At 73.2% G+C, this 22,988-nt stretch carries 26 protein-coding genes and 1 pseudogene; 13 read left to right on the forward strand and 14 right to left on the reverse strand.

All coding sequences use genetic code 11. The features are described 5' to 3' along the window. Positions 1-13: 13 nt before the first annotated feature. Positions 14-874 (reverse strand): YihY/virulence factor BrkB family protein, encoded by an 861-nt coding sequence (locus QJR14_05985; GenBank protein MDI3317150.1) that lies wholly within the window; start codon positions 872-874, stop codon positions 14-16. Between the two features lie 67 nt (positions 875-941). Between QJR14_05985 and QJR14_05990 the strand changes: the two genes are divergently transcribed. The 3 genes from QJR14_05990 to QJR14_06000 are packed head-to-tail and all read left to right on the forward strand — an operon-like array spanning position 942 to position 3,494. Continuing rightward, positions 942-2,261 (forward strand): molybdopterin molybdotransferase MoeA, encoded by a 1,320-nt coding sequence (locus QJR14_05990; GenBank protein MDI3317151.1) that lies wholly within the window; start codon positions 942-944, stop codon positions 2,259-2,261. A gap of 4 nt (positions 2,262-2,265) precedes the next feature. Next, positions 2,266-2,826 carry a molybdopterin-guanine dinucleotide biosynthesis protein B gene (gene mobB / locus QJR14_05995; protein ID MDI3317152.1) on the forward strand — a complete coding sequence of 187 codons (561 nt, stop codon included), beginning with the start codon at positions 2,266-2,268 and terminating at the stop codon, positions 2,824-2,826. Further along, complete coding sequence (locus QJR14_06000) at positions 2,823-3,494, forward strand: class I SAM-dependent methyltransferase (protein ID MDI3317153.1); 672 nt, start codon at positions 2,823-2,825, stop codon at positions 3,492-3,494. The genes mobB and QJR14_06000 overlap by 4 nt, the downstream gene beginning before the upstream one ends. Here QJR14_06000 and QJR14_06005 read toward each other — a convergent pair. After that, complete coding sequence (locus tag QJR14_06005) at positions 3,420-4,997, reverse strand: SWIM zinc finger domain-containing protein (protein MDI3317154.1); 1,578 nt, start codon at positions 4,995-4,997, stop codon at positions 3,420-3,422. The two genes, QJR14_06000 and QJR14_06005, sit on opposite strands and share 75 nt — an antisense overlap. A gap of 3 nt (positions 4,998-5,000) precedes the next feature. Then, positions 5,001-5,501: a hypothetical protein gene (locus QJR14_06010; protein ID MDI3317155.1), complete on the reverse strand. Its 501-nt coding sequence runs from the start codon at positions 5,499-5,501 to the stop codon at positions 5,001-5,003. 259 nt (positions 5,502-5,760) lie between these two features. Here QJR14_06010 and QJR14_06015 point away from each other — a divergent pair, with 259 nt between their 5' ends. The 3 genes and pseudogenes from QJR14_06015 to QJR14_06025 all read left to right on the forward strand — a co-directional run bounded on the left by QJR14_06015 (position 5,761) and on the right by QJR14_06025 (position 6,816). Next, the gene (locus QJR14_06015) at positions 5,761-6,210 is read left to right on the forward strand and encodes a hypothetical protein (protein ID MDI3317156.1); all 450 of its coding nucleotides are present in this window, start codon (positions 5,761-5,763) and stop codon (positions 6,208-6,210) included. Positions 6,211-6,225: 15 nt separating this feature from the next. Continuing rightward, a pseudogene (locus QJR14_06020) lies at positions 6,226-6,420 on the forward strand (thioredoxin family protein). Between the two features lie 129 nt (positions 6,421-6,549). Then, complete coding sequence (locus QJR14_06025; GenBank protein MDI3317157.1) at positions 6,550-6,816, forward strand: metal-sensitive transcriptional regulator; 267 nt, start codon at positions 6,550-6,552, stop codon at positions 6,814-6,816. An 87-nt stretch (positions 6,817-6,903) separates the two neighbouring features. Here QJR14_06025 and pepV read toward each other — a convergent pair whose 3' ends face one another. Next, the gene (gene pepV / locus QJR14_06030) at positions 6,904-8,304 is read right to left on the reverse strand and encodes a dipeptidase PepV (GenBank protein MDI3317158.1); all 1,401 of its coding nucleotides are present in this window, start codon (positions 8,302-8,304) and stop codon (positions 6,904-6,906) included. Between the two features lie 36 nt (positions 8,305-8,340). After that, positions 8,341-8,469, reverse strand: coding sequence for a hypothetical protein (locus QJR14_06035; protein MDI3317159.1), 129 nt, complete (start codon positions 8,467-8,469; stop codon positions 8,341-8,343). Between the two features lie 156 nt (positions 8,470-8,625). Between QJR14_06035 and QJR14_06040 the strand changes: the two genes are divergently transcribed. The 5 genes from QJR14_06040 to nth all read left to right on the forward strand — a co-directional run bounded on the left by QJR14_06040 (position 8,626) and on the right by nth (position 13,966). After that, on the forward strand, positions 8,626-8,802 hold the full coding sequence (locus tag QJR14_06040) for a hypothetical protein (protein MDI3317160.1): 177 nt from the start codon (positions 8,626-8,628) through the stop codon (positions 8,800-8,802). Between the two features lie 358 nt (positions 8,803-9,160). Next, entirely contained in the window at positions 9,161-10,585 is a 1,425-nt protein-coding gene (gene glnA / locus QJR14_06045) for a type I glutamate--ammonia ligase (GenBank protein ID MDI3317161.1), read from the forward strand. 151 nt (positions 10,586-10,736) lie between these two features. Further along, positions 10,737-11,660 (forward strand): cation diffusion facilitator family transporter, encoded by a 924-nt coding sequence (locus QJR14_06050; GenBank protein ID MDI3317162.1) that lies wholly within the window; start codon positions 10,737-10,739, stop codon positions 11,658-11,660. Between the two features lie 3 nt (positions 11,661-11,663). Then, positions 11,664-13,172: an FAD-dependent thymidylate synthase gene (locus QJR14_06055; protein ID MDI3317163.1), complete on the forward strand. Its 1,509-nt coding sequence runs from the start codon at positions 11,664-11,666 to the stop codon at positions 13,170-13,172. A gap of 59 nt (positions 13,173-13,231) precedes the next feature. After that, a complete protein-coding gene (gene nth, locus QJR14_06060; protein ID MDI3317164.1) occupies positions 13,232-13,966 on the forward strand; it encodes an endonuclease III in 735 nt (244 codons plus the stop codon). Here the strand turns inward: nth and QJR14_06065 are convergent. From QJR14_06065 to QJR14_06095, 7 genes are all read right to left on the reverse strand, one after another. Beyond that, a complete protein-coding gene (locus QJR14_06065; protein MDI3317165.1) occupies positions 13,870-15,339 on the reverse strand; it encodes a HAMP domain-containing sensor histidine kinase in 1,470 nt (489 codons plus the stop codon). The genes nth and QJR14_06065 overlap by 97 nt on opposite strands. A gap of 6 nt (positions 15,340-15,345) precedes the next feature. Beyond that, positions 15,346-16,047 (reverse strand): response regulator transcription factor, encoded by a 702-nt coding sequence (locus QJR14_06070; protein MDI3317166.1) that lies wholly within the window; start codon positions 16,045-16,047, stop codon positions 15,346-15,348. Between the two features lie 108 nt (positions 16,048-16,155). Beyond that, positions 16,156-16,311 carry a hypothetical protein gene (locus QJR14_06075; protein MDI3317167.1) on the reverse strand — a complete coding sequence of 52 codons (156 nt, stop codon included), beginning with the start codon at positions 16,309-16,311 and terminating at the stop codon, positions 16,156-16,158. Between the two features lie 207 nt (positions 16,312-16,518). After that, positions 16,519-16,842, reverse strand: a complete 324-nt coding sequence (trxA, locus tag QJR14_06080) for a thioredoxin (GenBank protein MDI3317168.1) — start codon at positions 16,840-16,842, stop codon at positions 16,519-16,521. Positions 16,843-16,915: 73 nt separating this feature from the next. After that, the gene (locus QJR14_06085; protein ID MDI3317169.1) at positions 16,916-17,194 is read right to left on the reverse strand and encodes a hypothetical protein; all 279 of its coding nucleotides are present in this window, start codon (positions 17,192-17,194) and stop codon (positions 16,916-16,918) included. A 53-nt stretch (positions 17,195-17,247) separates the two neighbouring features. Then, positions 17,248-18,426, reverse strand: coding sequence for a Xaa-Pro peptidase family protein (locus QJR14_06090; GenBank protein MDI3317170.1), 1,179 nt, complete (start codon positions 18,424-18,426; stop codon positions 17,248-17,250). Then, on the reverse strand, positions 18,426-18,743 hold the full coding sequence (locus tag QJR14_06095; protein MDI3317171.1) for a hypothetical protein: 318 nt from the start codon (positions 18,741-18,743) through the stop codon (positions 18,426-18,428). Before QJR14_06095 ends, QJR14_06090 begins: the two co-directional genes overlap by 1 nt. 79 nt (positions 18,744-18,822) lie before the next feature. On the opposite strand from QJR14_06095, the gene QJR14_06100 reads away from it, so the two are divergent. Both QJR14_06100 and QJR14_06105 read left to right on the forward strand, forming a co-directional pair. Then, on the forward strand, positions 18,823-20,013 hold the full coding sequence (locus QJR14_06100) for a glycosyltransferase (protein ID MDI3317172.1): 1,191 nt from the start codon (positions 18,823-18,825) through the stop codon (positions 20,011-20,013). A 12-nt stretch (positions 20,014-20,025) separates the two neighbouring features. Next, positions 20,026-21,267, forward strand: a complete 1,242-nt coding sequence (locus QJR14_06105) for an AI-2E family transporter (protein ID MDI3317173.1) — start codon at positions 20,026-20,028, stop codon at positions 21,265-21,267. 30 nt (positions 21,268-21,297) lie between these two features. On the opposite strand, the gene QJR14_06110 is transcribed toward QJR14_06105, so the two are convergent. Together QJR14_06110 and QJR14_06115 are read right to left on the reverse strand one after the other, a co-directional pair. Then, on the reverse strand, positions 21,298-21,765 hold the full coding sequence (locus tag QJR14_06110) for an SUF system NifU family Fe-S cluster assembly protein (protein ID MDI3317174.1): 468 nt from the start codon (positions 21,763-21,765) through the stop codon (positions 21,298-21,300). Next, complete coding sequence (locus tag QJR14_06115) at positions 21,749-22,987, reverse strand: cysteine desulfurase (GenBank protein MDI3317175.1); 1,239 nt, start codon at positions 22,985-22,987, stop codon at positions 21,749-21,751. Before QJR14_06115 ends, QJR14_06110 begins: the two co-directional genes overlap by 17 nt. Position 22,988: the final 1 nt, after the last annotated feature.

Here is a 22,988-nt window from a genome sequence, read left to right on the forward strand (position 1 = left end):
CGCGACCCTTCCTTCAGAGGCGGAGGAGCCAGCGGGGCCCCTCCGCCTCTTCCGTCTCGCCCCGCCGCCAGCGGCCGTACGCCGCCGCCACCTCGGCGCCGAAGAGGACCACCACCGAGAGCAGGTAGATCCAGAAGAGGAGGAGGACGCCGGCGGCGAGGCTTCCGTAGACGGCGTGGAAGTGGGCCAGGCGGGCCGCGTAGAGGGCGAATCCGTAGCGGAGCGCCTCCACGCCCAGCGCCGCCACCAGCGCCCCCGGCCAGACGTCGCCGAAGGGCGGCTCGCCGCCGGGCAGGAAGTGGTAGAGCGCGGCCAGGGCCCCCCAGACCAGGAGCGGCGGCAGCACCGTCAGCAGCAGCCCCGCCGTCCGCCCGCCCAGGCCGCCCAACCCGGCGCGGGAGAGAGCCTCGCGCAGGAGCGCGCCCACCCCGAGGCTCAGGAGGGCCGCCAGGAAGAGCGCGGCCACCGTCGCCAGCAGGGTGACCAGTCCCAGGGCGCGGCGGCGCAGCAGGGGGAGGTGCTCGTTCCGCTCCCAGACCTGGTCCAGGGCGCCGGCCAGCACGGTGAAGACGCCCGATCCCGCCCAGAGCAGCCCGAGGCCGCCCACCGCTCCCAGCTGGCCGCGCAGGTCGCGGAGCCTCTCGAGGCCGGTGGCGACCACTGCCTCGCTGGTGGGAACGTAGAGGCGGACCAGGTCCGCCAGGGCGCGGCGGAAGCCCTCGCCCGGCTCCACCGCCGCGGCCAGGAGCGCCAGAAGCAGGAGGAGGGGGAAGAGGGAGAAGAGGCCATAGTAGGAGAGCGCCGCGGCCATGGTGCCCCCGCGGTGACGGCTGAAGCGGAAGCCGGCCCGGATGAGGATGCGCAGCAGAGCCACCCGCCCCACCCCCCACCGGTGTTAGACTGCCCCAGGCGACCCTTCCCGGGAAGGGAGAGAGAACCGGTTGTTGCTCAGCGTTCCCGAGGCGCTGGCGCGCCTCTTGGCCGTCCCGTGCCGGCTGGGCGTGGAGACGGCGCCCCTGGAGAAGGCGGCAGGCCGGATCCTGGCCGAGCCGCTCCACGCACCGCGACCGCTCCCGCACTTCGACCGGGCGGCCATGGACGGCTATGCCCTCCGCTCCGCGGAGACGGCGGGAGCCGGGCCGGGCCGAGCGGTCCGTCTCCGCGTCGCCGTCACCTCCCGCGCCGGGGAGCCGGCCCCGCGCGGGCTCGCCCCCGGCGAGGCCGCCCGCATCTTCACGGGCGCGGCACTCCCTCCGGGCGCCGACGCGGTGATCCGCCAGGAGGAGGTCGCGCGGGACCCGGAAGGCTTCCTGCTTGTCGAGGAACCGGTGGAGGTGGGGAGAAACGTCGACCCGGCGGGCTGCGAGGCGGCGGCAGGCCAGCTCCTCCTTCCCGCCGGCAGCCTTCTCGGTGCGCCGGAGGTGGCGCTGGCCGCCAGCCTGGGGCTGACCCGGCTCCCCGTCCGGGAACGGCCGAGGCTGGCCGTCCTCTCCACCGGGGCGGAGCTGGTGGAGCCCGGCCAGCCCCTGGCGCCGGGCATGATCTACAGCTCGAACCGGTTCGCCCTGGCGGCCATCGCCGCCGAGTGGGGGGCGCAGGTGGCCTGGACGGGGAGCGTGGACGACGACGCCGGCGCCATCGCCGAAGCGGTCCGGGCCCAGGCCGGGCGCTTCCACCTCCTGGTCACCAGCGGCGGCGCCTCGGTGGGCGACTACGACTGCGTGGCCGCGGCCCTGGATCGGCTGGGTGCGGAGATCCTCTTCCACGGCGTCGCCCTCAAGCCGGGCACGCCGGCGCTGGCCGCGCGCCTGGGCGACGCGCTCGTGCTCGGCCTGCCGGGGACACCCGGCGCCGCCTACACCGTCTTCCGGGTGCTGGCGGTGCCGCTCCTCCAGCACTGGCTGGGCGTGGCCGGGGGCGGCCCCCGTCCGGGGGAGGGGGAGGACGCGGCGAGCGCGGCCACGCCCGGCGACGGCTGGACCGCCGTTCTCGAGAGCCCGCCCCCGAGCGCTTCCCCCCGGCTGGAGCAGTATCTGGCCGCCTCCCTCCGCCGGCAGCAAGGGCGCCTCTACGCCCGCCCGCTGCGGCGCGGCCACGCCAACTCGCTCCTGGCCTGGCTGGGGGCGGACGCGCTGGCGCGGATCCCGGCCGGTCCGCTTCCTCCGGCGGGGAGCGCGGTGGAGGTGCTGCCGCTTCACCCGTGGCGCCTCGCGAGCGCCCCGGAGGGCACGCCTCCCGGTCTCGACAGGAAGGAGGGGTGAGGCCATGGCCGGCGCCATCGCCGTGCTCTCCGTCGTCGGCCGTCACAAGGCGGGGAAGACCACCCTCGTGGAGGGACTGATCCGCCAGCTCCGGCGCCGCGGTCTCCACGTCGCCACCCTCAAGCACGACGCCCACGGCTTCGACATCGACGTGCCCGGCAAGGACTCCTGGCGCCACCGCCAGGCCGGGGCGGAGCTGGTGCTGATCGCCTCGCCGGCGCGGCTGGCGATGGTGCAGGAGCTCCGCGAGGAAGCCCCGCTCCCCGCCATCCTTCAACTTGCCGCCGACCGCGCCCCCTGGCTTGACCTGATCGTGACCGAGGGCTACCGGACCGGCCCCCTCCCCAAGATCGAGGTGGTCCAGACCGCGCGGGGCGGTCCCCTCAACGCCGGCGATCCGGAGCTGCTCGCCCTGGCCTCCGACCGGCTGCCCCTGGAGGGCGCCCCGCCGGGCATCCCCTGCTTCGACTGGAACGACCTGGAGGGCCTGGCCGATCTGGTCCTCGCCCGCCTGCCGCAGCTGCGCCGTCACGGCCCGCGGCCCCGCTCCTCCGAACGGCCTTGAGCGAGTCCGACCGGGAGCGCTGGAACCGCCGCTACGCCGAAGGAAGGGGGCCGCGCCAGGAGCCCGACCCCTTCCTGGTCGCCTCCCTTCCCTGGCTCCACCCGGTGCGTACGCCCGCCCGGGCGCTCGACCTCGCCTCGGGACCCGGGGGGAATGCGCTCTGGCTCGCGGAGCGGGGCTGGTCCGTGGAGGCGCTGGACATCTCGGACGTGGCGCTGGAACGGTTGACCGGGGAGGCGCGCCGCCGGGGGCTCTCCGGCCGTATCCGCGCCCGGCGGGCCGACCTGGAGCGCTGGCGGCTGCCTTCCTGCGGGGAGGCGGCGTACGACCTGGTGGTCCTCACCTGGTACCTGGAGCGCCGGCTCCTGCCGGAGATGCGGAAGGCGGTCCGGCCCGGCGGGTTCGTGCTGGTCCGGACCTTCCTGCGCGGTACGCGGCGGCCGCTGCCGCCGGCGTGGGTGCTGGAGCCGGGCGAGCTCCTCGAGGCCTACCGGGGCTGGCGCACCCTCCGCCACGCGGAGTCGACGGCGCTGGGCGAGGCGGCCTACCTGGGCCAGCGTCCCGCCGGCACCGGCGCCACCGCCGGCCGACCGTCACCGCTCCCCGGACGGACGGCCGCCCGCCCGCCCTCCTCGCTCCTCGACGGCGTCGACGCGGAGCCGGGCTAGGAAGCGGGCCAGCCGCGCGCGCTGCTGGACGCTGGCGCGTCCCGACCGGAGCAGCCGCCGGCCCAGTCCCTGCGCTTCGCCGGGCCGCTCGCGCCCCAGCCGGACGATGGCCCGCAGGATCAGCTCCACCGGCGTGTCCGGGTCCTCCAGGGCGGAGCCCAGCTCCTCCGCCAGCGCCGCCGGGTCGTCCTCCTCCAGGAGCGCCTCCAGCACCGACGCCCGCCCCTCCTGCTGCCGCAGGGCCGCACGGGCCGCCCCCGCCATCTCCGCCCAGGCGCCCCGCTGCCGCGCCGCCCGCCGCAGGCACCGGTATCCGCCGCTGTCGGCCTTCTCCGCGTAGTTGGCCACCCGCAGGGCGAAGGCCTCGCCGGAGCGGCCCGCCGCCTCCAGCAGCTCCGCCAGGCGGCTCCGCCAGGCCCTCACCGCCGCACCGGTGGCGCCGGCCAGCGCCCGGCGGGCCGCGGCGACGGCGCCCTCCAGGTCGCCCCGCTCCAGGCGCGCCTCCACCCACCGCTCGCCCACCGCGGGCAGCCCGGCCGCCTCTTCCATCACGCGCTCCGCCTCCTCGCCCCGCCCCCTCAGCGCCAGGAGGTCGGCCAGCGCCAACACCGCCCGCTCGCGCCGCTCCCTCGCCTCCTCCAGGCCCAGCCGCCGCTCCGCCTCCGCCTCCTCCGAGGCCGCGCGCAGCAGACGGTCGACCACCCCGCGCCCGTCCAGGCGGGCCACCGCCCGGAGGAGGCGGGCGTAGAGCCCCTCGGGCAGCTGCGGCGCCGCCAGGAGACGGGCCAGAAGCCGGAGCTCCGGGCCGTCCACCGGCGCTGCTCCGGCCTCCAGCTCGTCCAGCCAGCGGGCGACCAGCCTCCCCCAGGCCGCCGGGTCCAGCCGGGACCGGATCTCCTCCGGCAGCTCCAGGAAGCGACCGGCCAGCTCCCCCTCCCGGCGGACGCGCTGGCGACGCCCTTCCTCTCCCTCGCCCGGGCGCGGCGCCAGGCTGTCGGACAGCTCCTCGAACCGGGCCCCGGCCTCGCCGGGCTTCTCCGCCAGAAAGCTCTCCAGATGGCGCAGCCGTCCCGCCGGCGGCTGCGCCTCCCAGCCCCGTCCCTCCCCCGCCTCCAGGAGGACGGCCAGCGGATCCTCCGGCGCCTGCAGCAGGCGCCAGAGCAACTCGCCCAGCTCCCCGGGCGGCGCCCCCTGCCAGGGGGCGGCCAGCGCCTCCAGGTCGGCGAAACTCTCCGGCTCCCTGCTCCACGCCCAGAGGAGCGCCAGCGCGTGCCGGCAGGGCTGCCGCCTGCCGCAGCTGCAACGGGTCTCCGCGGACCCGGCGGCCAGGCGCGCCTCCACCCGGTAGCGGTCGTGTGCCCCGTCCACCCGGCCGGCGATCCGGTCCCGCCAGCGGAGACGAGCCCCCACCCGGCCCAGCATCCAGTAGTCCTGAGCCGCCTCCAGCCTGCGCACGTCGGCGAGGGCCAGCAGGCGAGCCTCGTCCAGCGCCTCCGGATGCACGGCTCAGCCCAGCTCCAGGCGAAAGCCCGCCAGCCGCGCCAGGAAGGCGGCCACCGTCACCGGCAGCTCCACCTGGAAGGGGAGCGCCAGCACGTCCCGCATCTCGCCGCGGAAGAGCGCCACCTCCACCACGTCCAGGAAGGGGACCTCGGCCCGCTCCACCCGGTCCAGGCCCAGCTCCAGCGTGCTCTCCCCGCCCTCGAAGAAGAGACGGCGGTTGGTCACCACCAGCTGCCCGCTCTCGCGCACCTCGTAAGCGAGCTGCTCGCCCTCCTCCACGGCGCGCAACAGGTTGGCCGGCAGGCGGACGAAGGGCTCCTCGTCCGCGGCCAGACCCAGCCGGTAGGCGGGCTCCACGTCGCCCAGCACGGGCAGCTCGGACGACTCCAGCACCCGCTGCGCGCCGGCCAGGTCGCGCCGGCGGGCAGCCGCCCGGAGGGCCGCGTCACGGCGCCCGGAAGGCCGCCCCCGATCCGGACCTTGCGGGCGCCTCCAGGGGAACACGGCCTCACCTCCCGACGAGAGCATAACCCGGCGACCCGGCCCCCAGCGCGGCAGGCGGCCAGGGTTGACAGGGTCCGCACCCCGGCATATGCTCACCGTACGTGCGGTATACCCGATGGGGTATCTGTGCTTGGGGTTGTCCCTGTGGCAACCGGTCCCTCCGGCTTCCCCACGCGGATCGGGTAAGCTTCGGTGGCGGGGGGCTGCTTGCGGTGGTTCGGCGGGCGACGCCCGTACAGACCTTACAGAAGGAGGAGCCATGAGCGAGCGATTCATCTCGCAGGAGGACGCGGCCACCATCGCCTCGATGATGGGCGAGACGAGCGGTACCGCCCAGGTCCTGCTGCTGGTCGGCAAGAACTGCCGCTTCTGCAAGGAGACGCGGCAGCTGATGGAGGAGCTGCACGAGATCAGCCCCGAGCACATCGCGCTCCGCGTCGTCGACGTCGACGAGGATCCCGAGGGCGCCTCGCTGGCCGAGCAGTACGGCGTGGAGGGGAAGACGCCGGCCATCATCTACCTGGACGCCGACGGCAACGACACCGGCATGCGCTACTTCGGCATCCCCTCCGGCTACGAGTTCGGCGCCCTGATCGAGGACCTGGTCGACGTGGCCAACGGCCGCTCGCAGCTGAGCGCCGCCAGCCTGGAGAAGGTGAGGGCGCACGACGAGGAGCTGGTGATCCGGGTCTTCGTCACACCCACCTGACCGTACTGCCCCCGGGCGGTACGCCTGGCTCACCAGATGGCGCTGGAGAACCCGAAGATCCGCGCCGAGGCCATCGAGGCGTCGGAGTTCCCCTCGCTGGCCAACCTCTACAACGTCTTCGGCGTACCCAAGACCGTCACCGACAAGGGCGTCGACTTCGACGGGGCGCTGCCCGAGCCGATGTACATCAGCCAGGTTCTGGGCGGCTGAGCACCTGGTCTCCACGATCCCTCGCTGCGATCGCAGGTACGGGGCGCTGCCCGAGCCGATGTACATCGGGCAGGTGCTGGCTGCCTGAACGCCGGGTGGAGGGTCCCCGCGGGCGGAGGTGCTGAGCGGATGACCATCGACGAAGAGCTGCTCAAGGAGCTCATGGCCCGGATGCGCCGCATCGAGGGGCAGGCCCGGGGCATCCAGCGGATGCTCCAGGAAGGGCGGAGCTGCGAGGAGATCGTCACGCAACTGAGCGCCCTCCGCTCGGCGGTCAACAAGGTGGCGGTCGAGGTGATGACCGCCAACCTGGAAGAGTGCCTGCAGGCTCCCGTGGGCAGCTCGCAGCGGGAGGCGCTGGAGCACGCCCGCGACATCTTCCTCCGCTTCTCCTGAACGGGGGCGACGAGGAGGAGGGGCGAAGCGGCCGCAGATGCTGCGGCCGCTTCGTCGTTTCGTCCGCGCCAGCCCCGCGGTCTCGGCTCAGCCCGTGGTCTCGCAGGCCAGGTAGGCCATGGCCCTCGCCCAGATCCGCGCCGCCCGCCGCAGGTCGTCCAGGGCGATACGCTCGTCGGCGTTGTGGGCCAGCTCCGGCTGGCCCGGCATGACCGGGCCGAAGGCGACCCCACGGGGGATGAGGCGGGCGTAGGTGCCGCCGCCGATGGCGATGAGGGTGGCCGGCCGGCCCGTCACCTCCTCGTAGGCGCGGGAGAGGAGGCGGATCTCCGGGCTCTCCGCCGGCACATGATGCGGCGGCTGGTCGTGCACCCGCTCGACCCCGTAGCCAAGCGCGGCCAGGCGGCGCTCGATCCGGTCGAGCAGCAGCTCCCGGCTCAGGGTGACCGGGTAACGGAGGTTGAAGGTGCCACGGAGGCGCCCTTCCTCGTAGCGGAGGACGCCGAGGTTGGCGGTGAGCGGTCCGGAGACCTCGTCGCTCAGGGCGGCGTCCAGGCCGGAACCGTCGGTGGGCAGCAGCGCGCGGAGCGATTCCAGCGCCTTCCGCCAGCCTTCGGCCAGTCCCTCCCCCGCGAGGAGGGCCTCCAGCAGAAGCCCGACGGCGTTCACCCCCTGCTCGGGCGTGCTGCCGTGGGCCGCGCGGCCGCTGGCGTGCAGGCTCCAACCGCGGGGGTGGGCCTCCACCTCGACGCGGCCGCCGTCCGGCCGCGCGCCGGCCGCCGGTCCGGGCCGCCAGCGGGCGTCGACCAGGGCGGTCGCCTCGTCGGGGACCACGTTGGGGCGACTGCCGCCCCGAATCTCCAGGACCGCGCCCTCGCGCTCCCCGTCCAGCGTGCGCGCGGTCACCGCGTCGAAGTCGAGGATGCCCTTCTCGGCATTGATGATGGGGAAACCGGCGTCCGGCGAGAAGCCGAGCTGCGGCCGCTCCTCCCGCGCCATGTAGTACTCCATGTCGGCCCATCCGCTCTCCTCGTCGGTGCCGTAGATGAGGCGGAGGCGCCGCTTCCAGTGAGGCCGGGCGGCCGCCAGCGCGGCCAGCGCATAGAGGGCGGCCGCCGAGGGGCCCTTGTCGTCCACGGCGCCGCGACCGACCAGCTGGCCGTCCACGACCTCGCCGCCGAAGGGCGGGTGGCTCCAGCCGCTGCCGGCCGGGACCACGTCCAGGTGGCAGAGGACGCCCACCAGCTCCGCTCCCTCCCCCACCTCCAGGTGGCCGGCGTACCCGTCCACGTTCCGGCTCCGGAAGCCGAGCCGCTCCCCCTCGGCCAGCGCCCGCTCCAGCGCCCGCGCGGGCCCGGGGCCGAAGGGCGCACCGGGCTGAGCTCCTTCCTTGACGCTGGGGATGCGGAGCAGCTCCTGCGCGAAGCGGACCATCTCCGCATCGTGCGCCCCGAGCCAACGATCGATGGCCTCCATCTCCAAAGCCAATGCGCGAACTCCCTCCTTCGTCCGCTGCCTCGTCGGCTACCTCCTCGGCGCCGCTCCCAGCAGGCGGGGCAGGAACCGCCCCGCCAAGAGGACGAGGCCGTTGACGAGCAGCGCCATGGGGATCACCGGAACCAGAAACCAGAAGAGCCACTCGAGCGCCGGCATCTTCCACCCTCCCAGCCGCCGGGCCTGCGGGGCCAACCCTGGCCCGTCGCACCCCCAGCCTTCGCCTTGAACGTCCCCCGCCCCTCTGCTAGCGTAAAGGCGGCCGCCCGCAGGAACGGACGCCGCTGCACTGCGGGCCAGCGGGAGGGATCGGGGTTGTCCAGCGTAGGTTGGATCCTTTCGAACGTTCTCCTTCCCCTGCTTTTCCTCTTCCTGTTCGTGGCGGGATGGGGCCGTATCGTCATCCCGTTCGACCGCCTGCTCTACCGTGATCCGAAGAGTCTGTACGAGGAGCGGGTGCGGACGGAGTGGAGCACCCCCAAGCCCCGCTGACCGGCACGGGACCAAGCCGCCCCGGTGGAGGGGCGGGACCGCACAGCCCGGTGGAGACGGATGGGAGCTGCCCGCGGAGGAAGGCGGGCAGCTCCTCTTGCATCTCCCGGCTCCCTCGCCCGTCCCGGGGCACGGCCCGGCCCCCGCTCCCGTCCGGGAGGCCTCCGCGAGCTGCTTGTCAGAGTGTCAGGTTTTCCTTACAAGCTGACTTGCACGTGCCTCTGCGGCCCTCTTATACTGAGGTATCCATGCTGAGGAGGTGGGCCTCTTGGAAACGGCCGAAGCGAAACGAGCCGCGGGGGTCCTCGCGGAACACTCCCAGGGAGTGAGCGCGGAGGCCGTCGGATCCAACATCTTCCTGCGCCCGTCGGACGCCGACGAGGTCCTGGAGCTGGCCCGGCGGAGCGGGGTGGTGATGATCGACCTGCGGCTCACCGACGTTCCGGGGCGGTGGCACCACATCACCATGCCGGTCGAGATGTTGGATCGGGAGCTCTTCGTCTCGGGCGTCCCCTTCGACGGCTCCAGCATCCCCGGCTTCAGGTCGATCGAGGAGAGCGACATGGTGATGGTCCCCGACCCCACCACCGCCTTTCTGGATCCCTTCACGGAGGCGCCCACCCTGGTGATGACCTGTGACGTGGTCGAGCCGGACGGTGCTTCCTACAGCAGGGATCCCCGCTCCGTGGCGAAGCGCGCGGAGGCGTACCTGAAGAGCACAGGGATCGCCACCAAGAGTTACTGGGGGCCCGAACTGGAGTTCTTCATCTTCGACAAGGTCACTTTCCACGCCGACCAAGGCTCCGCCGGGTACTCCATCGACTCGGTGGAGGCCGAGTGGAACCGGGAGCTGCTCGACTCGGGTTCGCGCATCCGCCCGAAGACGGGCTACTTCCCGGTCGCGCCGCTGGACCAGCTGCAGGACGTGCGCACGGCCATGGTGCGGAACCTCCAGGCGGCCGGCCTGCCGGTGGAGCGCCACCACCACGAGGTGGCGACGGCGGGCCAGGCGGAGATCAACTTCCGCCGCGACACCCTGACCCGGACCGCCGACAACGTCCAGCTGTACAAGTACATCATCCGGAACACCGCCCGCCGCTACGGGAAGACGGTCACCTTCATGCCCAAGCCTCTCTACGGCGACAACGGCTCGGGGATGCACACGCACCAGAGCCTCTTCGACGAGGAGCGGCCGCTCTTCTACGACCAGCAGGGCTACGCCCGTCTGAGCGCCATCGGCCGCTACTACGTGGGCGGCCTCCTCGTCCACGCGCCCTCGATCCTGGCCCTCAGCAACCCGACCACCAACTCCTACCGGCGGCTGATCCCGGGCTTCGAGGCGCCGGTCAACCTGGTCTTCGGCAAGGCCAACCGGAGCGCCGCCGTCCGCGTTCCCGTGGGGTCGAGCAAGCCCGAGTCGGTGCGCATCGAGTTCCGCCCGCCTGACGCCACGGGCAATCCCTACCTGAGCTTCGCGGCCATGCTGATGGCCGGCCTGGACGGCATCCTCAACCGTATCGAGCCCTCGGAGCTCGGCTTCGGCCCGCTGGAGCGGAACGTCTATACGCTCTCGCCGGAGGAGCGCGCCCGGATCCGGAGCGTCCCGGGCTCGCTGGAGGAAGCGCTGGACGCGCTGGAGCGGGACCACGACTTCCTCCTGCGCGGCGGCGTCTTCGACGAACAGCTGATCGCGGACTGGATCGAGAGCCACAGGAAGCAGGACGTGGAACCGGTCCGCCAGCGGCCCCACCCGTACGAGTTCTACCTGTACTGGGACGTCTGACACCCCGGCACGCCCCTTCGTCGCGCCTCCCGGCGATGCGCCGGGGGGCGCTTCCTTCCGGCGCCCGGCGGCCAGGGGGCGGCCGGCCGTCGTATGGTATAGTCGTGAGGTGCACGTCGAGTTCCCGCGGCGGTCGATGGAGGCGCCCGGAATGACCTTCCAGCTCTCCGAGAAAGAGTCTCTCCGCCTGCAGAGCGTCCAGCGGATCCTATGGATCGTCCTCGGCCTCAACTGGGCGGTGGCCGGGGCCAAACTGCTGGTCGGCAGCGCGATCGGCAGCGCCAGCATGGTCGCCGACGGGTACCATTCCTTCGCCGACGGCGCCTCCAACATCATCGGCCTCGTCGGCGTCACCCTGGCGGCGCGGCCCAGCGACCGGGAGCACCCGTACGGTCACAAGAAGTTCGAGACGCTGGCCGCGCTGGGCATCGCCATCCTTCTCCTGCTGGTGCTGGCCGAGATCGTCAGCAAGGCGGTCGGCCGCCTCCTGCACCCCGCCCCGCCCGAGGTGACGCCGGCCAGCTTCGCGGTGATGCTGGTCACCATGGCGATCAACTACGGCGTCTCGCGCTACGAGCGCTCCGCGGGCCGGCGGCTCTCCTCGGACGTGCTCGTCTCCGACAGCGCCCATACGCTCAGCGACCTCTTCGTCTCCACCTCGGTGCTGATCACCCTGGCGGCCAGCCGCCTCGGCCTTCTCTGGGTGGACGCGGTGGGTTCGCTGGTCATCGCCGGCTTCATCGGCAAGGCCGCGTGGGAGATCCTCGCCCACGTGCTCCAGGTGCTCGGCGACGCGGCCGTCCTCCACCGCGAGGAGCTGGAGCGGACCATGCTCTCGGTCCCGGGGGTGCGCGGCTGCCGCGACGTGCGGAGCCGCGGCCGGGCCGACGACATCAAGGTGGACGCGGTCATCTACCTGGAGCCCGCCCTGCCGCTGGAGGCGGCCCACGAGCTGGCCGACCGCGTGGAGAGGGCGGTCCGGGACCGCTTCCCCGGAGTGACCGAGGTGCTCTTGCACGTGGAGCCCGCCGCCCGCGAGCCCGGCCCGGCCGTGGGCCAGACGCAGCGGAGGTGAGCGATGGAGCGCCAGCCCATCCCGCCCTTCTCCCAGGAAGACCGGCGCCTGCTGGAACCCTTCCTCTCGGATCTGGACGCGCCGGTCTACGCCATCCACGGCCTCCCCGAGGAAGTGATCGCGGTGGTCTTCGCCTACGTCAGCCGGAGCCCGCGCTCCTTCCGGGAGAACCTGCTCAAGCTGCTGCGGGAGGACCTCCAGGCCTACGCCGGCGCGAGCCCGCTCCTGCCGGCGCGCGCCTCGGCGGAGGCCTCCGCCTTTCACGACAAGTGGGTGGTCGGCTACGGCCACTCCTCGGTCGCCGAGCACGCCGTCGTCCACCTGGGGGTGGAGCGGATCTCGCGCCTGGCCTCCGCCGAGCTGGAGCTCTCCAATCCCTTCCTTTCGTTCACGGAGTACAGCCAGCGCTACCAGCAGCCTCGCCCGGGCGACTGGGTGCTGCCGCCGGACCTGCCTGCGGAAGGGCGGCAGCTGGCCGAGGAGACCTGCGCCGAGCTGTACGGGCTCTATCGCCGGCTCCTGGAGGAGCTGAGCGAGGCGCTCCGGCGGGAGGTCCCCCGGCGGCCCGACGAGAGCGATGAGGCGTACGCCCGCCGCCGCCGGCGGCAGGCCTTCGAGGACGCCCGCTTCACCCTCCCCCTGGCCACCGCCACCCAGCTGGGCCTGACGGCCAACGCCCGGGCGCTTCGCGACGCCATCCGCCGGCTCCTGGCCTCGCCCTACCCCGAGGTGGTCGCCCTGGCGACGGCGCTGCGCCAGGCGGCGGAGCACGACGTGCCCACCCTCCTCCGCCACGCCGAGCCCGACCCGGCTTGGGAGGCCTGGCGAGAGGCGGCCGCGGCGACGCCGGGGAGCGTCCGGGCGACGGGCGCCCGCGGCGCCGGCGAGGCGGCGGGGGCGACCTCTCCGGTCGCCACGGGCGGCGCGGCCCGCCTGCTGGAGCCCGAGCCGCCCCAGGTGGCGCTGGAGCGATTCGCCCGGGCCTGGACCGCCATGCTCCCCGGGGAGGAGGCGGCGCCGGCGGAGCTCTTCGCCCACGCAGCGGCGGCGCTGGGCGAGCACAGGGAGGCTCCGCCCCCCTTCCACGCGCTTCACTACCGGTTCGAGGTGGAACTCTCGGAGGCGGCCTGGCACCAGCTCCTCCGTCACAACCGCCGCTGCCAGTTCTACCCCGGTCCGCCGGGCGCGGCCGGGGGGTGGACGATCCCCCCGGCGGTGGAACAGGCGGGCCTGGGCGGGCGGCTGGAGGTGGCTCTGGAGAAGGCGGAGTCCACCGCCCGCCGGCTCGCCGCCCTCTCGCCCACGGCGGCCCACTACCTGGTGCTCAACGCCCAGCGGCGCAGGGTCCGGGCGGAGATGGACCTGGCGGAGCTGATCCACCTGGCGGAGCTGCGGGGGAAGCCCGAGGCGCAATGGGAGATCCGCGGCCTCGTCCGCGCCATGGTGCGGGAGGCGGTGCGCGCCCATCCCTTCCTGGCCGGGGTGCCGGCGCTGGGGGCGCTGGCGCTTTGAGCGGTCGCCGGGCCGGGGCGGCCGCGGGTGGAAGGGCGGAGAAAGAGCGGGTCCGCTCCATCCTGAGGACCCTCTCGCGGCTCTACCCCGAGCCGCGGACCGCCCTGCGCTGGACGACACCCTTCGAGCTGCTGGTGGCGACCATGCTCTCGGCCCAGTCCACCGACGCGGGCGTCAACCGCGTGACGGAACGGCTCTTCGCGGGCCCCCACGAGCCCGAGGACCTCTGCAGGATGGGGGCGGAGAGGCTGGCCGAGGAGATCCGGGCGCTCGGCCTCTTCCGCTCCAAGGCGCGGCACATCGTGGAGACCGCCTGCATCCTCGCCCGGGAGTACGGCGGTCGGGTGCCGCGGACGCTGGAGGAGCTGACCCGGCTGCCCGGGGTCGGGAGGAAGACGGCCAACGTGGTGCTGGCCAACGCCTTCGGCCTGCCGGCCATCGCGGTGGACACCCACGTCTTCCGCGTCTCCCACCGCCTCCACCTGGCCGACGGCCGGACGCCCGAGGCGACGGAACGCCAGCTGCAGGCGCGCGTCCCGCGCCGGCTCTGGTCGAAGGCGCATCACTGGCTGATCCTGCACGGCCGCAGGGTCTGCACGGCGCGCCGGCCCCGCTGCGGCGAGTGCCCGCTCCTGCCCTGGTGTCCGTCTGGTCTGGCAGGCCAGGCCGGCGGGGATGGGACGGGGGGCCGGCGGCCTCAGGCGGTGGGGACGGCCGGGGAGGCAGCCGGCTTCCTGGCGACCTCTCCGGAGCCGGAGGCGAGCGGCACGCGGACCACGAAGCGCGCTCCCTGACCGGGGCTGCTCTCGACGTGGATGCTGCCGCCGTGCTCCTGGGCGATCCAGCGCGCGATGGAGAGGCCGAGGCCCGTGCCGTCGCGGGCCCGGCCATGCTCGGCGCGCCCGCGGTAGAAGCGCTCGAAAATCTTCTCCTGCTCCTCCGGCGGGATGCCGGGGCCCTGGTCCTGGACGGCCAGCTCGAGCCACGGGTCGACCCGCCGGGCCGCCAGAGAGACGGTCCCGCCCGCCGGGCTGTGCCGGACCGCGTTGTCCAGGAGGATCATGAAGAGCTCCTTGAAGTAGTCGGGCTGGCAGCGGATGGTGACACCCTCCAGGGGCTCCAGGTCGACCCCGACGATCTGGACGTCGCGGCGGAAGACGCGCGCCTGCCGGAGCGCCGAGCGCAGGATGGCGAGCGGTTCTGCCGGCTCGAGGCGGAGGTGCTGGCCCGCGTCCGCCCGCGCCAGGAGGAGCAGGTCCGAGACCAGCCGGGACATCCGCTCCGACTCGTCGCCGATGTCCCGGAGCGCCGCCTCCTCGTCGCCTGTCAGGCCTCCCGCACGGCGGAGGTACTCCACGTTCCCCCGCACCACGGTCAGCGGCGTCCGGAGCTCGTGGGAGACGTCGGCCAGGAAGCGCCGCTGCGCGTCGAAGCTCTGCTGGAGCGCGCTGTGGGCCGCCTGCAGGCCGCTCAGCATCTGGTTGAAGGTGGCCGCCAGCGTACCGATCTCGTCCTGGGGCCCCTCGTAGGCGACGCGCCGCGAGAAGTCGCGCGAGAGGCCGATGGCGCGGGCGGCGCTGGTGATCCGCCCGATGGGCGCCAGCGCCACGCTGGCGAGGAACCAGCCCACCACCGCCGCGGCCAGCACGGTCAGCGCCGACCCCGTGATCAAGAGGAAGCGGAGCCGCGCCAGCGTCTCCGACAGCCCCAGGAGCGGCTGCGCCACCTCCAGCGCGCCCACCACCTTCCCGTCGCTCAGCGCGATCGGCACCTGGTAGGTGCGCAGCGCCTGCCGCCCTTCCCCGTAGGTGACGAAGACCGGGTGCTCCGGGACGGTGCTGCGACGGTCCACGGGCTCGAAGGGGAGTGTCCCCTCTCCCAGGTTGGCCGACCGGGCGCGGACCCGCCCGCTCAGGTCGTAGACCTGGACCATCAGCCCCGCCGTGGCGTAGGTGTTGAGCGGCGGGATCTGGACGACCATCTGGAACGGCTCCACCATCCGGATCTGCGTGGAGCGGAGGATGTTGCCCGCCTGCGTGGCCAGGTTCCGGTCCACGTCCCGCAGGAGCAGGTTGGACATGATGGCGTAGAGCAGGAGGCCCAGGAGAAGCAGGGTGACGGCCAGCACACCGCTATACCAGAGCGTAAGCCGCAGCCGGACCGACATCGACCCTCACCCGCTCTCCCGTCCGGGCGCGGCCCCGTCGCGCAGGACATAACCCGCGCCCCGGACGGTGTGGATCAGGCGCGGCTCGCCCTCCTGCTCCAGCTTCTGCCTCAGGTAGCCGACGTACACCTCCAGCACGTTGGAGGAGCCGCCAAAGTCGTACCCCCAGACGTTCTCCAGGATGCTCTCGCGGCTCAGCACCTGGCGCGGATGCCGCAGGAAGTAGACGAGCAGCTCGAACTCCGTCGCCGTCAGCTGGATCTCGCGCCCGCCGCGCACCACCTCGCGGGCGGCCAGGTCCACGGTCAGGTCGGCGAAGCGCAGGACCCTCTCGCTCCCACCCTGGCGGCGCCGCAGCAGCGCCCGGATGCGGGCGCTCAGCTCGTCGAAGGCGAAGGGCTTGACCAGGTAGTCGTCCGCGCCTGCGTCCAGGCCGAGCACGCGGTCGGAGACCTCGTCCCGGGCGGTCAGCATCAGGATCGGCACCGACTCGCCGGCGGAGCGGAGGCGCCGGCAGACCTCGATCCCGTCCACACCAGGCATCATCACATCGAGCACCACGAGGTCGGGGACCGAGTCCCGGATCTGGCGCAAGGCCTCCTCGCCGTTGGAAGCGCTCGAAACCTCGTAGCCCTCCAGCGTCAGGTTCCGCCTCAACATGGAAGTGATCTTGGGATCGTCGTCGACGACGAGGATCCGCTCCTTCACCCCCGTGCCTCCTCCGGCCGATGCCGCCACTCCCGTCTCTTCGGTCATGGTAGCATCGCCGGGTCACGGATGGCCTGCCGGCCGGCCGTTCGAGCCACCGCTGCGGGCTCAGAGCGCGGGCTGCGGACGCGGCCGTATGCGCAGCGCGGAGAGCTTGAGCGGACGCCGCTCCCCCTCGGCGTCAAGGAGAAAGACGTCGAGCTTGCCTCCCCGCCAGTTGAACTCGGCGCAGCAATCCCAGCAGTAGTAGTGCCGCGGACCCACCTTGCCCACTTCGCGGCTTCCGCAGCGAGGGCAGGTGACCATCCTCCATCGCCTCCGTGGAGTATCCACTGCACGCCTACTGTAGCCATCCAGGCTGAGACGGGTCTGAAGCCAACCTGTGAAGTTGCTGAGACCCGAGGCGGCGCCGAGCGGCGCCGCCTCGGGTCTCCTTGCCCCTCTCCTGCCGGATCCTGCCCGCGGCTTCCCTCAGCCGAGCACCTTGTCGATGGCGCGCTTCAGCTGCTCCTTGGGACGGTAGCCCACCAGCCGCTCCACCGGCGCTCCTTCCTTGAAGATCAGGAGCGTCGGGATGCTCATGACCCCGAACCGGGAGGCCAGGTCGGGGTTGGCGTCCACGTCCAGCCGCGCCACCTTGAGCCGCCCCTCGTACTCCTCGGCCAGCTCCTCGACGATGGGCGCCAGCATCCGGCACGGGGCGCACCAGTCGGCCCAGAAGTCGACCAGAACCGGCAGCTCCGACCCCGCCACCTCGGACTGGAAGCTGGCGCTGTCCACCTCGATCTCGGCCACACCTGTCCCCTCCTTTGCACGCTTGCCGGGCTCCGCCCCCTGCCACTGTCGCGAGAAGGAAGGCTCGCCGCCTTCAGGACTCGACCTCCCGGGCGAAGCCGACGCTCCGCGAGGGCCGCTCCTGCTCGTAGACGATGTAGACGCCTGCGCCCTCCTCGGCCTCCAGCGCCCAGCGCATCTGCACCACCTGCTCCTCCGGGTGCTGCGCCAACCACGCGTTGAGCGCCTCGGCCAGCGCCTGGCCGCGACCCGCCACGAACTCGACCCGCAGGCGTGATCCCTTCATCCGGACGACCTCCTCGGTCCCCGGCTCGGCCGCCGTGCCCGGCACCGGCCGTTCGCCTGGCTCCATGCTCTCGAGCCTCCCCCCGGCCCTGCCCGCCGTCGCTCCCGCCCCGGGCGGGATCAGGCCTCGACGGTCAGCGAGGCCAAGTCCCTGGGATAGTAGGTGAGCCACTCGGCCCCGCTGTCCGTGACCAAGATCGTATCCGAGTGTCGAAAACCCGCAAAGCCGGGCACGTAGATCCCCGGCTCGAGGCTGAAGACCATGCCCGGCTCGAGCGGGGTGGGATCGCCCACGTCGAGGAAGGGCGCCTCGTGCATCCCCATGCCCAGCCCGTGCCCGGTGTGGTGGCGCCAGTAGGCCTCCAACCCCTCGTCACGGAAGAAGGCGCGGACGGCGGCGTCCACCTGCGCGCAGGTGACGCCGGGCCGGATCTGGTCGAAGGCGACCTGCTGCGCCCGCACCATGAGCTGGAAGAGGCGCTCCTGCTCCGGCGTCGGCGCCCCCACCACCAGCGTCCGCTCCAGCTCGCTCCCGTAGCCGCCGACGTTGGCCGAGGCGCCGGTGACCAGGACGTCACCCGCCCGGATGCGCGCGTGGGTGGTGACGGCGTGGGGGAGCGCCGAGCCCTTCCCCACCTGCCCGCGGAAGCCGGCGAAGGCCGGTCCCGAGTTGGGCGGCAGCAGCTCCCCCACCGTCCGGATCATGGCCAGCGTCGCCTGCCCGGTCGCCTGCAGGCTGATCTCGGTCTCGGTCCGCCCGGGCCGGATCGCCTCCTGCAGGTAGCGATGGGCCAGATGGCCCCAGCGGACGCTCTCGCGGATCAGCTCCACCTCTTCCGGCGACTTGACCTGGCTCATGCGCGTGACGATGTCGCCGGCCCGCTCCACCGTCGCCTCGGAGAGCACCTCGCTCAGCCGCGGCCCCGCGTAGCCGTAGCCGCCCGCATACCCGTCCGAGTCCACCCCCAGCCGGGCTCCCGCCAGCCCGCGGTCGCGCAGGAACCGCGCCAGGTGAAGCATCGGGTGCTCCTCGTCCGGGTACTCCGGGTAGGCGAGCACCTCGTCCACCCAGGCCGTCAGCTCGGCATGCTCCACCTCCAGGCGGGGCACGAAGAGCCAGGTCTTCCCGGCGGTCAAGACCAGCGCCATCGGCCGCTCGGTGGCGATGAAGGCGAAGTTGGAGAGGTAGCGGACATGGCTCGGGCTGAAGGCGACCAGCGCCTTCAGCCCTCGCTGGTCCAGCTCGGCGCGCACCCGCCGACGCCGCTCCTCGAGCGTCTTCCTGCCGATCCCCAGCATCAGCTTTCCACCCCTCCCGGCGCCGGCACCTCCACGTCTCCCAGCTCGCGCCAGCGTTCTCCGTCCCAGATGGAGCAGTAGATCTTCCGGCCCGGCAGCCCGGGTTCCTCGTGCAGGATGAACTGGAGCCCGCGGCGCCGGAGCTGCTTGGGATAGACGTCGTCGGGAAGGCTGAGGAGGCTCCCCAGCACCTCCCGCGCCATCTGCTCGGCCTCCGCCTGGCCGAGCGGCGGCGCGGGCGGATGCTCCCCCGAGTTCCAGCGCAGCAGCTCGCTCAGCTCCGCCACCGCCCGCTGGGGCAGATCCAGGGATTCCACCTCCCCCGGAGCGTCAGGTAGTCTAGCATCGGCCATTGTATCTCGCCGGAGAAGGCTTCCGGGACCCGGGGTGGGAGCGGTGCCCAGGCTTCCCCTTCCTTGGCTCTTCACAGCGGCCGGGGCCGCGCTCTTCGCCGGCCACGGGCTGGCGGCGGCGGCGCGCCTCCGGCGCCTGGGGGCGCTCACGCCCTCCCGGCCCACGGGAGAGGCGCAGGCGGCCCTGCCACCCGAGGTGAGCGTGGTGCGGCCGGTCCACGGCGGCGGCCGGGCCGCCCTGGACGGGCTGGAGTCCTGGCTCCGCCTGGAGGAGGCGCGGGACGTCGAATTCGTCTTCGCCTTCCAGGAACCCGACGATCCTGTGCTCCGTGCTCTGCCGGCGCTCCGCCGGCGTCACCCCCGCCGCAGGATCCGCGCGGTGGTGGCGCCGGTGGAACCGGGGTACACCGGGAAAGGCGCCAACCTCCTGCACGGGGTGGCCGCCGCCCGGGGCCGCTTCCTGGTGCTGGCCGACGCCGACATGGTGGCGGCGCCGGGCGCCCTGCTCGCGCTGGTGGAGCCGCTCCGCCGGCCGGGTGGGGAACGGACCGCCGTCAGCGCCGTACCCGTCCACCGCGGGGCGCGGGGCCTCTGGGGCCTCCTCTACCAGACGCACATGAACGCCACCGTGCTGGCCGAGTGGCTTCCCTGGGCGGGTCGCCTGGACGTGGGCGCGCCGGGGGCGGCGGTCGCCCTCCGCCGGTCGCTGCTGGAGGGCATCGGCGGCGTGCCCGCCTTCGGCCGCCACATCAACGACGACGTCCGGCTGGGGCAGCTGGTCCGCCGCGCCGGCGGTCGCATCGTGCTCGGCCCGCTGCTGCTCTCGCCGGTGGGCAGGAAGAGCCGGGCGCAGCTGGAAAGCCTTCTGGCGCGGGGTGCGCTCATCTTCCGGCGGATGCTGCCGGCGCATCTGCAAGCGGTCCACCACCTGGTACACTACGCCTACCTCCCCATGGCGGCGCTGGGGCTGGGGGATCGTCGTTGGCTCCAGGCGGCGGGTCTCTACCTCCTGGCCAAGATGGGCCTCTCCGCCTGGGTGGCGCGCCGGATCGGCGAGCCGCCGCTGCCGGCGGCCCTGGCGGTGCCGCTGCTGGACGCCGCTTCCTGGCTGGCCGAGGCGCGGACGCTGCGCCGGGGCAGGCTCCGCTGGGGCGGCCTGGAGTACCGGGCCGACGGCGCGGGGCGACTCGCCGTTCCGGCCGGCCACGACCCCGCACGTCACGAGACGCGATGAGGTGAGTCCGGATTGGACTGGGAGCGCTACCCCGCCGTACTGGGCACGATCCTCCTGAGCATCGTCCTGGCGGGTATCGTCGTCTGGCTGCTCAGCCACTTCCTGACGACGCTCCTGGTGATCGCCTTCTCCGCCCTGCTCGCCTTCGTGGTCAGCCCCGCCGTGGACGCCGTGGAGCGGCTGGTCCGCGTCCGCGGCGTGGCCATCGCCGTGGTGGTCGTGGTGGGGGCGGGCACCCTGGGCGGCGGCATCTTCCTCCTCGCCGGGCCGGTGGTCCGCCAGCTGACCCAGCTGGTCGAGACGTTGCCGCACTGGATCACCCGGGCCCAGGCGGAGTTCCCGCACTGGCTCGACTTCCTGGCCCAGCAGGGGATCGTCCTCGACCTGCGCTCGCTTCAGGGCGAGCTGATCAACCGCCTGCAGAGCAGCCTCTCGACCATCCTGTCGGCCACCGGCGCCGTCGCCAGCACCGTCAGCTCCACCGTCGCCAACGTCGTCCTGGCGCTGGTCCTGATGGTCTACTGGCTGATCTACGGCGAGCGGATCTGGCAGAGCTTCCTGCTCCGCCTGCCGCATCACGTCCAGCCGCTGGCACGGCTGGTCGCCGCCGCCGCCAGCCGGGCACTGGGTGGCTACTTCCGCGGTCAGGTGACGCTGGCGCTGATCATCGGCGTTCTCCACGGCGTCGGCTCATGGGCGCTGGGGCTCCCCTACTCCGCCATCATCGGCGTGCTGGGCGGCCTCTTCGAGCTGGTCCCCATGTTCGGTGCGGTGCTGGGCGCCATCCCCGGCGTGCTGATCGCGCTCCTCCAGCCGCACCCCTTCCCCCTGACCCTCTGGGTGGTCCTCTACTTCGTGCTGGTGCAGCAGCTGGAGGGGAACGTGCTGGCGCCGCGTATCACCGGCCATGCCGTGGGCATCCACCCGCTCACCGCGCTGATCGCCCTGACCGCCGGCTTCGAGATCGCCGGCCTCCTGGGCGGCCTGGTGGCGGTGCCGCTGGTGGGCATGTTCACGTCCATCCTCCGCAACCTCGGTCCCGCCGTGGAGGCGCTCCGCCGCGGGAGCCAGCCGCCTCCCGACCTGCCGCCCGACGGCGGCAGCGGCACCGGCTCCGGCGGTCGCGACGAGGGGGACGCCGGACCCGGAGCTCCCGGGGACGGTACCGCCGGCCAGCCCCGGCACCCCGCCCCGGACGCCCACGAGCCGCCCCCCCGCCGGCTGCCGCTCCGCCGCCGGCCCCCCCGGGGCTAGGAGGGTCCAGGCCGGCTCCGCCGGCCCGGACTATTCGCCCGCCTTCGTCTCCTTCTCGCCCGCTTCCGCCCTCTTCGCCTCGGCCAGTCCCTTCTCCAGCGCGTTCCAGGCCAGCGTGGCGCACTTGACCCGCACCGGGAACTGGCGGACACCCTCCAGGGCGAGGAGGTCGCCGTCCTCCGGCGTCAGCTCCGCCTCCCCGCGCAGCATGGCCTTGAAACGCTCGGCCAGCCGGAGCGCTTCCTCCCCCGGTTTCCCCTTCACCGCCTCGGTCATGATGGAGGCGGAGGCCTGGCTGATCGAACAGCCCTGCCCCAGGAAGCGGATGTCGGCGATCCTCCCCTCCGGGTCCAGGCGGAGCGTCAGGCGGATGGTGTCGCCGCAGCTGGGGTTGCGCAGGTCGACCGGCGAGCCGCCCCCCTCCACCGTGCCGCGGTTGCGGGGGTGGGTGTAATGGTCCAGCAGGACCGCCTTGTACAGCTCATCCAAGGAGGACATGGCTGAAGTACTCTCTCGCCTCCTCCAGCGCCTCGGCCAGGACGTCGATCTCCTCCGGCAGCGTGTAGATGTAGAAGCTCGCCCGGGCGGTGGAGGGGACGTCCAGCCAGCGCATCAAGGGCTGGGCGCAGTGGTGCCCCGCCCGGACCGCCACCCCTCGCCGGTCCAGGACCATGGAGAGGTCGTGGGGGTGGACCGAGAGGAGGTTGAAGGTGACGACGCCCGCGTGCTCCTTCTCCGGCGGGCGGGGCCCGTAGATGCGGAGCCCCTCGATCCGCTCCAGCCGCTCGTAGGCGTAGCGGGTCAGCTCCCGCTCGTGGGCCGCCACGTTCTCCATGCCCAGCCCCTCCAGGTACTCCACCGCCGCCTCCAGGCCGATGGCCCCGGCCACGTCCGGCGTGCCCGCCTCGAACTTCCACGGCAGCTCGTTCCAGGTGGAGTGGTCGGGGAAGACCTCCGCGATCATCTCGCCGCCGCCGAAGAGCGGCTCCGTCTCCTCCAGGATCTCGGGGCGGGCCCAGAGCGCCCCGATGCCCATGGGGCCCAGCATCTTATGGCCCGAGAAGGCCAGGAAGTCACAGTCGATCGCGCCCACGTCCACCGGCATGTGCGGCACGCTCTGCGCCCCGTCCACCAGCGCCCGCGCGCCCACCCGGTGGGCTTCCCGGCAGATGGCCTCCACCGGGTTGACCGTGCCGAGCACATTGGAGACGTGGGTGACGGTCACCAGCCGGGTCCTCCGGCCCAGCTTCGCCTTGAAATCGGCCCAGTCCAGCTCGCCGTCCGGCGTCAGCCGCGCGTAGACCAGGGAGGCGCCCGTCTCGCGCGCGACCAGCTGCCAGGGGACCAGGTTGGAGTGGTGCTCCATCTCGGTGAGCAGGATCTCGTCGCCCGGCTTCAGGTTCTGCCGCGCCCAGCCCTGGGCGACCAGGTTGATCGCCTCGGTGGTGTTGCGGACGAAGATCAGACCGCGCGGATCGCCCGCGCCGATGAAGCGAGCCACCCGCGCCCTCGCCCGCTCGTACGCCTCCGTCGCCTCTTCGCCCAGCGTGTGGATGGCCCGGTGGACGTTGGCGTTCATCTCCCGGTAGTACCGGTCGACCGCCGCCAGCACCGCCTCCGGCTTCTGCGAGGTGGCGGCGGAGTCCAGGTAGACCAGGGGGCGGTCGTGCACCCGGCGACGGAGGATGGGGAAGTCCTGCCGGATTCGGCGGGCGTCCAGC

It is taken from the genome of Bacillota bacterium (genome assembly GCA_029961055.1).
Lineage (GTDB): Bacteria > Bacillota > Sulfobacillia > JAIMAT01 > JAIMAT01 > JAIMAT01.